The following is a 12447-nucleotide window of genomic DNA, read 5'->3' on the forward strand; positions in this document are numbered from 1 at the left end:
CTGACCAAGCTGTCAGCTAATTTTTGAATAAAAAAAGAGGACTGACAGATTCGTAAGTCCTATTTTATCATAAAATTATGAAGCCTTGCGCCCTGCAAGTATGCGTTTTAATACCCCGATGAGTGCGGGAAGCAAGGAAACCACGACAATAGCAATCATAATGATTTCAAAATGCTGCTTCACAAAAGGAATACCGCCAAAGAGATAGCCTGCCCCTAGAGCGACAATTACCCAAGCAAAACCTCCTAAAAAGTTAAAGAATACAAATTTTTTGTGCGGCATTTTTCCTGCTCCAGCAGTAAAAGGAACAACCGTCCGGATGATCGGCATGAACCTCCCTAAAAATATCGCCCACGCACCCCATTTATCAAAGAAATGATGTGCCTCTTCCATATATTCTGGCTTCAAAAACCGCGATAACGTTTTATGTTTGGGGATAACATCTCCAAAACGTCGTCCAATCTCATAGTTGAGCAGATTAGCAATAAAAGCGGTTAGACCCATTGAAAGAATTAACAAGCCCAAAGAAAGTTTCCCATTGGACATTGCGGCAAGCGAACCCACAAAGAACAAAATCGAATCACCAGGTAAAAAGGGGAAAATGACTAGACCTGTTTCTATGAAAATAATGGCGCCAAGAACCAGATAAATCCAAATATGACCATTCGGCATCTGTGCAAAATTAGCCATCCATTCATTAAAAAATCCAAAAATCGAAAGTTGTATAAACATAATGTTCCTTTTCAAGCTCAGCTGACCCTATTCAAGAACGGCTGAGCATCTTTTTTACTTGTTTTAAGCATATACAAGCACTCGTACAATTTTACACTAAAAAGCCTTTTTTGACAACAACAGTTCCGTGACAAACCCTCAGAAAGCTAACAAAATCACAAAATGTAAGAAAACCTTACATGAGCTTGAAACCTTTTCATTTTTGTGATATAATTTTTCCAGAAATAAAATATACTGAGCTCGCCTCTTAAAAATCCAGAAAATAAATCGTGTGTTCTTTAGGTTTAACTAGCACGATTTTCTAATTTCCTTGATTTTTAATAGTCGAGTTCAAATCTTATAATAGGGGGACGAAATGAAGAAATTCTTTCTTGCTCTGGCAGTTCTCATTGCCACCGTCACAGGCTTTTCAGCACTATCTACAAAGGTACAGGCTGAAACAACCGTAAAAATTGCATCTGATAGTGCTTATGCACCCTTCGAATTTCAGAATGATCAGAAAAAATGGGTAGGGATTGATGTCGACATCATGAACGAGGTCGCTAAAATCAACGACTGGAAAGTTGAAATGACCTATCCAGGATTTGATGCCGCGCTTCAAAACCTTAAAGCGGGTAAAGTGGATGGAGTCATCGCAGGGATGACAATCACTGACGAACGTAAAGAAACTTTTGATTTTTCAAATCCTTACTATACTTCTGCTTTGACTATCGCTACAGCAAAAAACTCAGATATCAAAGACTATAGCCAGTTAAAAGGAAAAGCAGTCGGTGCGAAAAACGGCACTGCAGCTCAAACATGGCTACAAGAAAACCAGAAGAAGTATGGTTATACCATCAAAACCTATGCTGACGGCGTTCACATGTTTGCTGCTCTCACTTCTGGTAACATCGCAGGAGCGATGGACGAAGTTCCCGTCATCTCATACGCAATCAAACAAGGGCAAGATTTAGCAATGAACTTCCCTTCTATCTCTCTTTCTGGTGGCTATGGCTTTGCTGTAATGAAGGGTGAAAATAAAAACCTCATTGACGGCTTTAATAAAGCACTCGCTCAAATGAAATCAAATGGCGAGTATGATAAAATCTTAGAAAAATATGGTGTCACTTCTTCTAAAAAAGCTACGCCTAAAAAGGCGGTCTATACTATCGCCTCAGATAATAGTTTTGCACCGTTTGAATTTCAAAATGAAGACAAAAAATTCACAGGGATTGACGTTGATCTCTTGACTGCCATTGCTAAAGATCAAGGATTCAAACTGAAATGGAATTTCGTTGGGTTCCAAGCCGCTGTAGATTCTATTCAGGCAGGACACGCTGATGGGATGATGTCTGGAATGTCCATTACCGATGCCCGTAAAGAAGTATTCAACTTCGGTGATCCTTACTTCTCATCCAACTTAACGCTCGCCGTTTCAAGTACTGACGACAGCATCAAAGCTTGGAAAGACCTCAAAGGTAAGACCTTAGGGGCCAAAAATGGGACAGCTTCATTTGATTATCTCAACAAGCATGCTAAAGAATATGGCTATACCGTCAAAACTTTCTCTGATGCTACAACAATGTACTCCTCATTAAATAACGGTTCCATTAATGCTTTGATGGATGATGAACCTGTCATTCAATATGCCATTAAACAAGGCCAAAAATTCGCTACACCTCTCAAAGCTATTCCTGATGGACAGTATGGTTTTGCTGTTAAAAAAGGCTCTAATCCTGAACTTATCGAAATGTTTAACAATGGCTTAGCTAATCTTCGGGCAAATGGACAGTACGACAAAATCATCAATAAATATCTCGCCAATGATGCCAAAACCGTTAAAGCAGGAACCAAAGAAAATACAGTCCTTGGGATTTTAAAAAATAACTGGGACCAAATTGGACATGGCTTACTTGTTACTCTTGAGTTGGCACTCCTTTCCTTTATACTTGCAATGATTGTCGGTGTAATCTTTGGTTTATTCTCTGTATCACCAAGCAAGATTTTGCGTACCATTGCACGGATTTATGTCGATCTTAATCGTTCAGTACCCCTTCTAGTATTGACAATCTTCATTTTCTATGGCATACCAAACCTTCTTCAGATGATTACCGGACACCAATCACCGCTCAATGAATTCACTGCTGGTGTTATCGCACTGACTCTTAATTCTTCAGCTTATATCTCTGAAATCGTCCGCTCTGGTGTACAAGCTGTTCCAGCTGGGCAAATGGAAGCCAGTCGTTCACTAGGACTTCCTTACGCTACTTCAATGCGTAAAGTCATCCTACCTCAAGCCATTAAAATTACAATCCCTAGTTTGATTAACCAATTCATCATTACATTAAAAGATACCACACTGGTTTCCGTTATCGGACTGGTTGAATTGCTCCAAACAGGGCAAATTATCGTCGCACGTAACTTCCAAGCCTTCCGTGTTTATGGATTAATTGGTTTAGTTTACATGATTGTCCTCCTCTTCTTGATGTGGGTTGGTCGTCGTGTAGAAAAAAGAATGAAATAAGGAGAACATACTAAATATGGGAATCAATACTCAAATCGAAGTCACTGATCTTCACAAATCTTTTGGAAAAAACGAAGTTCTAAAAGGAATTACAACAAAATTTGAAAAAGGTGATGTCGTCTGCATCATTGGCCCTTCAGGTTCTGGAAAATCAACTTTTCTTAGAGCTTTAAACGGCCTTGAAATAGCTACATCTGGCGACATTATTATTGATGGCTTTAACCTTACTGACAAAAATACAAACCTTAATCTTGTTCGTCAAAACGTTGGAATGGTTTTCCAACATTTCAATCTTTTCCCAAACATGACTGTTTTAGAAAACATTACTTATGCTCCTACAGAATTGAAGAAAATGACGAAAGATGAGGCAAATAAAAAAGCCCTCGAGTTACTCGAAACTGTAGGATTGTCGGATAAAAAAGATGCTATGCCAGAAATGCTTTCCGGTGGTCAAAAACAACGCGTAGCGATAGCACGAGCTCTTGCTATGAATCCTGATGTCATGCTCTTTGACGAGCCTACATCTGCACTGGATCCGGAAATGGTCGGCGATGTGCTCGCTGTTATGCAAAAATTGGCTGAAGAAGGGATGACCATGCTGATTGTAACCCATGAAATGGGATTTGCTCGTAAGGTCGCTAACCGGGTGATCTTTACTGACGGTGGCGTAATCCTAGAGGATGGTACTCCAGAGGAACTTTTTGATCATCCAAAGCATCCCCGTTTACAAGATTTTCTATCTAAAGTTCTAAATGCCTAAAAAAGCACCTCTAAGAGGTGCTTTTTTACTAACCCTCAAGCTGCTTTCTGAGTATCAGAAGTTTAATGCTATGATGCGTTAAATTTTAGTCCATTCTCCCTAGAGAATGAGTGGATTTTTAATTAGCCTTTGAGCTTTTGTAATAGTGTCTTCTTCTGTCACCACTACATCATGCACTTGTATATCTTTGGATTCTAAAACTAGCAGGTGTGTGGCTTCAGCGAGGGTATTTGCTTCCTTTGCCTCCAAGCAACCGATAATATAACTCAGGCTTCGTGTGTTCAGATATATTTGGGGAAGTTCTGTAGATTCAAGAATTTCATCATTAAGATGTACTTTTATCTTAAGGAAAATATCAGTCTGTTTCCTTAAATATCCCTTTCGTAAAAGATGAGCAATATGTTTTTGGCCAAGTGGTAAATAATCATGTTTCCAACACCAATGTGAAATAAGCTGCGCGCCATAACCAATAATCAAAGCAATGAAGGTTATAGCAAACATTTTAAAAAAAATATCAAAGGAACCTGCACCAGGAACGAGATCGCTGAAGAACTCTTCTCGACTGGGCAATATTAGAATAATGAGAACAAGAGCAATCAAAGAACCCGTAATAACTGACTGTCGCTCAATATTTTTCATTACTCGTTCCTCATACTCACTCTTTAACTCTTCCACTTGCTGTATAAGTACTTCTAGTTTCTCCAATAATCTAAAAATTTTCCAACAATCATCCAGTACCAATGCAGTTCTCTCCCTTAATACTTCTTTTATACTACCAAAAACTTTCCTTAGTTTAACATGTTCACAGCCTTTTGGCAATAAAAATAAAAAACACCAGATGGTGTTTTTTATTTTTATTATTTATGGGATGAAACATTCAAACGGTTCAGAGCACGATGAAGCGCTACTTGTGCACGTTTGATCTCATCTGTTTTCTTCTCAGCTTTAGCCGCTTCAAGTGCTTTTTCAGCACGTATTTTCGCCCGTTCAGCACGAGAAACATCAATGTCTCGATTACGTTCAGCAGAGTCAGCAACTATCGTTACTAAACTGTCCTTAATCTCAATAATACCTCCATTTACAGCGATATAATCGACATGTGTTTCATCATCTGGACGACGCACTTTTAACTCATCAATTTCAAGACCAGCAATCGTTGAAATCATGTTAGGCAAGATACCGATCTCACCGTTTGTTGTACGAGCAGTAATATAAGAGGCGTGATGATCATAGACCATACCAGCCGGCGTAATCACTTGAAGTGTCATGACGTTTTCAGACATTCGAATCCTCCAATTTATCTATGAAAATCTCACTTACAAAGAGAGGTCTTTCTCTATTAAGTCGCTTTTAACACGTTGTCATCTCTCCGACAAAAATATCAGAAACAGAGACACTCAGTATAAAGCGTACTTTTTAAGATGTCTCACTCTTTTTCAATCCATAAAAAATTGAATTAGTAACCCATTGATTTTGCTTTTTCAAGGACGTCTTCAATAGGACCTACGCCACGGAAAGCATCTTCAGGGATTTCGTCATATTTACCTTCCAAGATTTCCTTGAAGTCATGAACAGTTTTATCAATTGGTACATATGAACCAGGTTGACCAGTAAATTGTTCAGCAACGTGGAAGTTTTGTGAAAGGAAGAATTGGATACGACGTGCACGTCCAACAAGAACTTTTTCATCGTCAGACAATTCATCCATACCAAGAATGGCAATGATATCTTGCAATTCTTTATAACGTTGGAGGACACGTTGAACTTCCATTGCCACTTCATAGTGCTCTTCACCAACAATTTCAGGTGTAAGCGCACGTGATGATGAAGCAAGTGGGTCAACGGCTGGATAAATACCCATTTGTGTCAAGCGACGTTCCAAGTTAGTTGTTGCATCCAAGTGAGCGAAGGCTGTAGCTGGCGCTGGGTCAGTATAGTCATCGGCAGGGACATAAATCGCTTGGATAGATGTAACAGAACCCTTCTTAGTAGAAGTGATACGTTCTTGCAATTGTCCCATTTCAGTAGCAAGTGTTGGTTGGTAACCAACGGCAGAAGGCATACGTCCCAAAAGGGCAGAAACTTCTGAACCAGCTTGTGTGAAACGGAAGATATTGTCAATGAAAAGCAATACGTCTTGACCTTGGACATCACGGAAATATTCCGCAATTGTCAAACCAGTAAGGGCAACACGCATACGTGCTCCTGGTGGTTCATTCATTTGACCAAAGACCATGGCAGTTTTTTCAATAACGCCTGATTCTTTCATTTCCCAGTAAAGGTCATTCCCTTCACGAGTACGTTCCCCAACACCGGTAAACACAGAAATACCTCCGTGTTCTTGGGCGATGTTGTGAATCAATTCTTGAATAAGGACAGTTTTACCAACTCCGGCACCACCGAAAAGTCCAACTTTACCACCTTTAAGGTAAGGTGCAAGCAAATCGACAACTTTGATCCCAGTTACAAGTACTTCATTTGCAGTTGATAATTCATCAAATGTTGGAGCTTTTTTATGGATAGGATTACGTTCTGCATCAGCAGCAAACTCTTCCCCACCGTCAATGACATCACCAAGGACGTTAAAAACACGACCAAGAGTAGCTTCACCAACAGGGACGCTGACTGCTTTACCTGTATCAAGGACTTCAAGTCCACGAGTCAAACCATCAGTAGATTCCATAGCGATTGTACGTACTGCACCATCACCAAGTTCCAAAGCGACTTCAAGCGTAATTTTTGTTTTTACACCATTGACATCTTTATAGACAATCAAGGCATTGTTAATCTCAGGTAATTTGGCATCAGAGCCAAATTCCACGTCAACGACGGGACCGATAACCTGAGTAATTTTACCAGAACTCAATGTTTTTCCTCCTGTTTTTATTTTCTGTAAAAACACAGAATTTCTATTCTTTTATTTTTGCCAGTAAAAAATTACTGACGAAGACAATTAAGATTCTTAGCCATTACTGACAAAGCCATCAGTAATTAAAGCGCTGAAGCACCTGCCACGATTTCCGTAATTTCTTGCGTAATCGAAGCTTGGCGGGCACGGTTATATTGAATCGTCAAATCATTGATAACAGAGTGTGCATTGTCTGTTGCAGTACGCATAGCTGTCATACCTGCCGCATGTTCTGCTGTCTTAGCATCAACAATTGATCCATAAATCATGCTCTCAGCATATTGTGGCAACAATTGGTTTAAGATTGTTTCACGATCTGGTTCTAATTCAAATGTTTCAAGAGAAGGCTTTTGGTCTCCCTTAGCCTCAAAAGAGATTGGTAACATTTTTTCCATACGTGCATCACTGACTAATGAATTCACATGGTGATTATAGCAAACATAGAGTTCATCAAATTCACCAGCTTGATATTCAGTCACGGCTTCTGTTACAATCGCGCGCACTTCTTCAAAAGTAGGTTGATCTGAAAGCCCACGTAAAACGTAGGATACTTTCACATTACGTGCTTTAAAGAAGTCTGCACCAGTACCACCAAGAGCAAGGATCGTATATTCACTTTCACTTGCATGACGACTTCGAATGGTATTCATAACAGATTTTAAAATATTTGAATTATAACCACCGACAAGTCCCCTATCCGATGTAATCACTAGATAGCCCGTTTTTTTAACTTCGCGCTTAATCATCATTGGATTTTTGGCAGGTTCTTTGTCTGAAGAAACCAAGTCAGTAGTAATCTTGCGAACTTTTTCAGCATAAGTCTGAAAAGCTTTTGCATGAGATTCTGCTTTTTGAAGTTTCGCAGCGGAAACCATTTGCATGGCTCCTGTGATTTGACTTGTTTTCTTCGTTGAGGCAATCTTTGTTTTAATTTCGTTAAGTGAAGCTCCCATTAGTTAGCCTCCTTATCAATAATTCGTTGTATTTTTGAATGCTTTAATTGCTTCGTCGAGTTTTGCTTCTTCAGGCAAATCTTTAGTTTCAGTAATTACGTTCAAGAGTTCTGCATAATTTGCATCGAAGAAATCGAACATTTTAGTTTCAAAATCAAGAATATCATCAACTGGAACATCATCAAGATGACCATGAGTCAGTGCATAAAGTACCAAAACTTGTTTTTCCACAGCCAAAGGTTTGTGCAATGGTTGTTTCAAAACTTCAACAGTACGACGACCACGGTTCAATTTTGCTTGAGTTGCTTCATCAAGGTCAGATCCAAATTGCGTAAAGGCTTCAAGCTCACGGAATGATGCAAGGTCAAGACGTAAAGTACCAGCAACTTTCTTCATGGCTTTGATTTGTGCAGCACCACCAACCCGAGAGACTGAAGAACCAGCATCGATGGCAGGACGTACACCTGAATAGAATAAGTCATTTTCGAGGAAAATTTGACCGTCAGTAATAGAAATAACGTTGGTTGCAATATAAGCTGAGATATCTCCGGCTTGTGTTTCAATGAAAGGCAATGCAGTCATTGAACCACCACCAAGATCATCAGACAACTTAGCTGCACGTTCCAAGAGGCGTGAGTGTAAATAGAATACGTCACCTGGGTAAGCTTCACGTCCTGGTGGACGACGAAGCAAGAGTGAAAGTTCACGATAAGCTACCGCTTGTTTTGACAAATCATCGTAAACTACCAAGACATGCTTACCGTTGTACATGAATTCTTCACCCATTGCAGCTCCAGCATAAGGAGCGATGTAAAGGAGTGGAGAAGGTTGAGATGCTGACGCGGTTACAACGATTGTATAATCCATGGCACCGAGCTTACGGAGCGTTTCAACTTGTGTACGTACTGTTGACTCTTTTTGACCAATCGCAACATAGATACAAATCATATCTTGTCCTTTTTGGTTCAAGATTGCATCAATTGCGACCGAAGTTTTACCTGTTTGACGGTCTCCGATAATTAATTCACGTTGTCCACGTCCAATTGGAACGAGGGCATCAATCGCTTTAAGACCTGTTTGTAAAGGTTCAGAGACTGATTTACGTTGCATAACACCAGGAGCTTTTGCTTCTACAGGACGAGTTTTCCCAGTATTGAGTTCCCCAAGTCCATCTACAGGTTGTCCCAAAGGATTTACTACACGTCCAATAAGTTCTTCCCCAACTTGGATTTCCATGATTTTACCTGTACGTTTTACAGTGTCACCTTCACGAATTGAGAGGAAATCACCAAGTACAATAATACCAACGTCAGTAGCATCCAAGTTTTGCGCCATACCAAGTACGCCATTTGAAAATTCAACAAGCTCACCGCTCATCGCATTTTCAAGGCCATAGGCACGCGCGATACCGTCACCAACATAGGTAACGACACCAGTTTCAGCAACTTCGAAATCTGGTGTAAAATTTTCAATTTGTTTTTTAATCAGTGAGCTGATTTCATTAGCTTTAATTGCCAAAAATATGCTCCCTTCTATAAGATTTCAGCGGCGATTTTAGCCAGTTGTGTTTTAAGTGAAGCGTCAATGATTTTACCTCGTGAGTTTACAATAAAACCACCAAGTATTTTTTCATTGACAGTATTGATTACTTTCACTTCATTCAAATCAAATTTTGATTTTGCGAGTCTAATAAATTTTTCGATTTGTGTCTCTGTAAGAGGAATACTTGATACGACCTCAACATCAGCAATTTTAAACATATCATCCGCTGTATTTTTGATCTCATCAAGTATTTCTGCCAAATCACTCAAACGCCCGTTTGAACGCACCGTATTAAGAAAATTTGACATCAGTTCTGAACCAGATTGAATAAGGGTATCAATTAATTCAGATTTTACAGAATATGAATAGACGTCACTGCTTAAGAAATGATTGATTTGATTTTCTTTAAAGAGCTGTATCATTTCACTCACTTCAGCGAGAACCGCTTCAAGTTGTCCTTTTTCTTGAGCAACTTCAAGCAAAGCTTTACTATATTTTTGAGAGTTGACTTTAGTCATGCGGTCGCCTCCCTTACTCGCCAAGTTTTGCTAAATAGCTATCAATGAGTTCTGATTGTTCGTTCGTGTCAAGAGATTGCCCAATCAACTTTTCAGCAATTTGAACTGAAATGTTCGCCACTTCCCCTTTAACAGAGTTAAGCGCTTCTTTACGTTCTTGTTCAATGTCTTCTTGAGCGCGTTTTTTCAAGCTACTAGCTTCTTCATTCGCGGTCGCAAGTACTTTTGCACGATTTTGTGAAGCAGTATCGTTCGCAACTTGAATGATGTTAGCAGCTTCTTCTTTCGAACCAGCAAGTTCCGCTTGACGTTGTTTTACCAAGTCAGCAGCTTGTTTGTTATTCGCTTCTGCTGCATCGATATCATCAGATATTTTTTTTGCACGATTTGCAAACACACTTGTGATTGCATTCCAAGCAAAGAGGCGCAACAATATCAGCAAAATGATAAAGGCACCTGAAACAACGATGATGTTACCGAGAACGGTATTTGGAGCAGCTTCTAATAATAATGTTGACAATTTCTACTCCTTTCTTAATGTTCTGCTATGATTTTATGGCTAATGTACAAGTTTGTCAAAAGGACAAAGACATAAGCTTGGAGGGCTGAAATAAATAATGAGAAGCCGATCCATGCAATTTCCAAGATCCAAGCCACAGGAAGCATCCACATCGTAGACTGAATCATACCTGCAATAAGGCCAAGCATGATTTCACCTGCAAAGATATTCCCGTAAAGCCGGAGTCCCAAGGAGAGCGCATTTGTGAATTCTTCCAAAATATTCATTGGAAGAAGCCCTTTTGGATCTTTCCAAAAAGCGACTTTCAGATAACCTTTAAAACCAAATTTTTGAACACCTAAAGTGTTTGACAAGACGACTACAAGAAGCGCAAGCGTCAAATCGACTGTGGGATTCGCTGTTGGTGATTTCCACAGTGAAACATCTCCTGGTGTGCTAATTTTGGTTACCAGCCCGATGCAGTTGGCAATAAGAAGGAAAGAAAAGAGGGTAAAGTTCAAGAGCGCAAAGCGTGGCGCTTCATGGGGCCCGACATTGTCTTTGGAAACACCATTGACAAAATCAACCACCCACTCAAGAACATTTTGTTTACCTTTGGGTTTGAGCTGCATATTACGGCTCGCCCAAAATACCAGACCGAACACAATGAGGACAGTCACAAATGTCATCACAGTGATTGTTCCATCAAATGGAATTGGCCCAATATTAAAGGTCCATGTTGATTCCATATCTGTTCTTCCTTTCTGTTTTTAAAATTTCTTTGAGAAAAATTTTAACGGAAAAGGAATGCCATAGCAAGGGCGATGAAGAATGTACCTTCGACGAAGGCGATACCCATGAACATTGAACCACGAAGTTTTCCTTCAAGTTCTGGTTGGCGTGCAACGGCTTGGAGGAAGTTTGAGACGATAAGTCCATCACCGATAGCGGCTCCGAGTGCTGCAAGACCGATAGCAATTGCTCCAAGAGCGGCAAGTGTAATTGTCATTATAGACCTCTTTCTATATTGCGATTTTCGCAAATTTATTTTACTAAGAAATTCTACTACTATTAGTAGTTTTTGTCAAAGACTAGCATGTAATTTTCATAGATTTTCATCATATTTTACATTTTTGTCTTTGTAAGCGGTTGATGTTTGATAAGGTTTGCATGAAAAGGTTCTCCTCGTACTGAGCAGAATTTATTTTTAGCTAAGACGTTCCTCTTGCACATAATCAATCGGAAGCCACTGTAAAATGCTTTCGATTTTTTGAGACCAATAATACCATTCATGTGTTCCGGGAGCAGTCTCATAAGTCAAATCATAGCCCAATTTTTTTAAACGTGAGGCAACAAACTCATTTCCTGGAAAGAGTTCATCCTGTTCACCACACCACGCATAGAGTTTAGGACGTTTTCCTGTGAAGCTTTCAGCAAGAGTAAGGATTTCATTTGGAGAGCCTTTAAATTGCTCCCAACTTCCAAATAATCCTCCCCAAAAAGCTGCATTTTCATCAAAACGTTCTTGCATGCCCTCAAAGGTTAAGACACCTGATAAACTTGCAACATAACTAAACTGTTCTGTACCCAACCCTATGCGATAGGCCCCATAACCGCCCATTGATAGGCCAGCAATAAAGTTTTTCTCTCGTTTGTTTGACAAGTTGGGAAAGAAATTATGGATGACTTTAGGTAATTCATGAGCCGTTGCCTCAAAATAATTCATACCATAAGTGGTATTGACATAGAAGCCTAACTCCGTAGCTGGCATAACAATTGCAAGATTGGTATGTCGCACAAGCCGCTCTATTCCTGAGCGTATGAGCCATGAATTCTCATTCCCAGACATACCATGTAAAAGATAAAGAACTGGAATATCTGTTTCCGTAAGCGCATCAACCTTGCTGGCTTCAGGATAAATTACTTTAACATTCCGGTTCATCCCAAGCGTTTCGGAATAATATTCCAAATTAATGAGTGCCATATTTACTCCCTACTGCTCTTTTCAAGCAGTACTCATCGGTTAAAGCCG

The 12447-nt window shown here is 39.7% G+C and carries 13 protein-coding genes; 2 read left to right on the forward strand and 11 right to left on the reverse strand.

Features of this window, described 5'->3' with window-relative positions; genetic code table 11:
* Positions 1 to 75: 75 nt before the first annotated feature.
* Positions 76 to 732, reverse strand: coding sequence for a VTT domain-containing protein (locus tag JW886_RS08290; protein ID WP_205871837.1), 657 nt, complete (start codon positions 730 to 732; stop codon positions 76 to 78).
* Positions 733 to 1087: 355 nt separating this feature from the next.
* Here JW886_RS08290 and JW886_RS08295 point away from each other — a divergent pair, with 355 nt between their 5' ends.
* Positions 1088 to 3235 (forward strand): amino acid ABC transporter substrate-binding protein/permease, encoded by a 2148-nt coding sequence (locus tag JW886_RS08295; RefSeq protein ID WP_075526224.1) that lies wholly within the window; start codon positions 1088 to 1090, stop codon positions 3233 to 3235.
* Between the two features lie 16 nt (positions 3236 to 3251).
* Positions 3252 to 3995 (forward strand): amino acid ABC transporter ATP-binding protein, encoded by a 744-nt coding sequence (locus tag JW886_RS08300; RefSeq protein ID WP_075526225.1) that lies wholly within the window; start codon positions 3252 to 3254, stop codon positions 3993 to 3995.
* Positions 3996 to 4094: 99 nt separating this feature from the next.
* Here JW886_RS08300 and JW886_RS08305 read toward each other — a convergent pair whose 3' ends face one another.
* The 10 genes from JW886_RS08305 to JW886_RS08350 form a co-directional block, all read right to left on the reverse strand.
* On the reverse strand, positions 4095 to 4736 hold the full coding sequence (locus JW886_RS08305) for a hypothetical protein (protein ID WP_205871838.1): 642 nt from the start codon (positions 4734 to 4736) through the stop codon (positions 4095 to 4097).
* Between the two features lie 116 nt (positions 4737 to 4852).
* Positions 4853 to 5278 carry a F0F1 ATP synthase subunit epsilon gene (locus JW886_RS08310; RefSeq protein ID WP_075526227.1) on the reverse strand — a complete coding sequence of 142 codons (426 nt, stop codon included), beginning with the start codon at positions 5276 to 5278 and terminating at the stop codon, positions 4853 to 4855.
* 173 nt (positions 5279 to 5451) lie between these two features.
* A complete protein-coding gene (gene atpD / locus JW886_RS08315) occupies positions 5452 to 6861 on the reverse strand; it encodes a F0F1 ATP synthase subunit beta (RefSeq protein WP_075526228.1) in 1410 nt (469 codons plus the stop codon).
* Between the two features lie 125 nt (positions 6862 to 6986).
* Positions 6987 to 7856 carry a F0F1 ATP synthase subunit gamma gene (locus JW886_RS08320; RefSeq protein WP_075526229.1) on the reverse strand — a complete coding sequence of 290 codons (870 nt, stop codon included), beginning with the start codon at positions 7854 to 7856 and terminating at the stop codon, positions 6987 to 6989.
* A gap of 15 nt (positions 7857 to 7871) precedes the next feature.
* A complete protein-coding gene (atpA, locus tag JW886_RS08325) occupies positions 7872 to 9374 on the reverse strand; it encodes a F0F1 ATP synthase subunit alpha (protein WP_075526230.1) in 1503 nt (500 codons plus the stop codon).
* A gap of 14 nt (positions 9375 to 9388) precedes the next feature.
* On the reverse strand, positions 9389 to 9916 hold the full coding sequence (locus tag JW886_RS08330; RefSeq protein ID WP_075526231.1) for a F0F1 ATP synthase subunit delta: 528 nt from the start codon (positions 9914 to 9916) through the stop codon (positions 9389 to 9391).
* Between the two features lie 13 nt (positions 9917 to 9929).
* On the reverse strand, positions 9930 to 10436 hold the full coding sequence (atpF, locus tag JW886_RS08335; protein WP_200407401.1) for a F0F1 ATP synthase subunit B: 507 nt from the start codon (positions 10434 to 10436) through the stop codon (positions 9930 to 9932).
* Positions 10437 to 10450: 14 nt separating this feature from the next.
* On the reverse strand, positions 10451 to 11164 hold the full coding sequence (gene atpB, locus JW886_RS08340; protein WP_075526233.1) for a F0F1 ATP synthase subunit A: 714 nt from the start codon (positions 11162 to 11164) through the stop codon (positions 10451 to 10453).
* A gap of 44 nt (positions 11165 to 11208) precedes the next feature.
* A complete protein-coding gene (locus JW886_RS08345) occupies positions 11209 to 11424 on the reverse strand; it encodes a F0F1 ATP synthase subunit C (protein WP_004255250.1) in 216 nt (71 codons plus the stop codon).
* 198 nt (positions 11425 to 11622) lie between these two features.
* Positions 11623 to 12399, reverse strand: coding sequence for an alpha/beta hydrolase (locus JW886_RS08350; RefSeq protein WP_205871839.1), 777 nt, complete (start codon positions 12397 to 12399; stop codon positions 11623 to 11625).
* Between the last annotated feature and the right edge of the window lie 48 nt (positions 12400 to 12447).

Source organism: Lactococcus taiwanensis, assembly GCF_017068355.1.
Lineage (GTDB): Bacteria > Bacillota > Bacilli > Lactobacillales > Streptococcaceae > Lactococcus > Lactococcus taiwanensis.

What these genes read in the sequence shown, in the direction of transcription:
- JW886_RS08310 (WP_075526227.1), bottom strand. Translation starts at nt 5,278, where the DNA reads ATGTCTGAAAACGTCATGACACTTCAAGTGATTACGCCGGCTGGTATG.
- JW886_RS08350 (WP_205871839.1), bottom strand. Translation starts at nt 12,399, where the DNA reads ATGGCACTCATTAATTTGGAATATTATTCCGAAACGCTTGGGATGAAC.
- JW886_RS08330 (WP_075526231.1), bottom strand. Translation starts at nt 9,916, where the DNA reads ATGACTAAAGTCAACTCTCAAAAATATAGTAAAGCTTTGCTTGAAGTT.
- JW886_RS08345 (WP_004255250.1), bottom strand. Translation starts at nt 11,424, where the DNA reads ATGACAATTACACTTGCCGCTCTTGGAGCAATTGCTATCGGTCTTGCA.
- JW886_RS08290 (WP_205871837.1), bottom strand. Translation starts at nt 732, where the DNA reads ATGTTTATACAACTTTCGATTTTTGGATTTTTTAATGAATGGATGGCT.
- JW886_RS08300 (WP_075526225.1), top strand. Translation starts at nt 3,252, where the DNA reads ATGGGAATCAATACTCAAATCGAAGTCACTGATCTTCACAAATCTTTT.
- JW886_RS08295 (WP_075526224.1), top strand. Translation starts at nt 1,088, where the DNA reads ATGAAGAAATTCTTTCTTGCTCTGGCAGTTCTCATTGCCACCGTCACA.
- JW886_RS08320 (WP_075526229.1), bottom strand. Translation starts at nt 7,856, where the DNA reads ATGGGAGCTTCACTTAACGAAATTAAAACAAAGATTGCCTCAACGAAG.
- atpB (WP_075526233.1), bottom strand. Translation starts at nt 11,164, where the DNA reads ATGGAATCAACATGGACCTTTAATATTGGGCCAATTCCATTTGATGGA.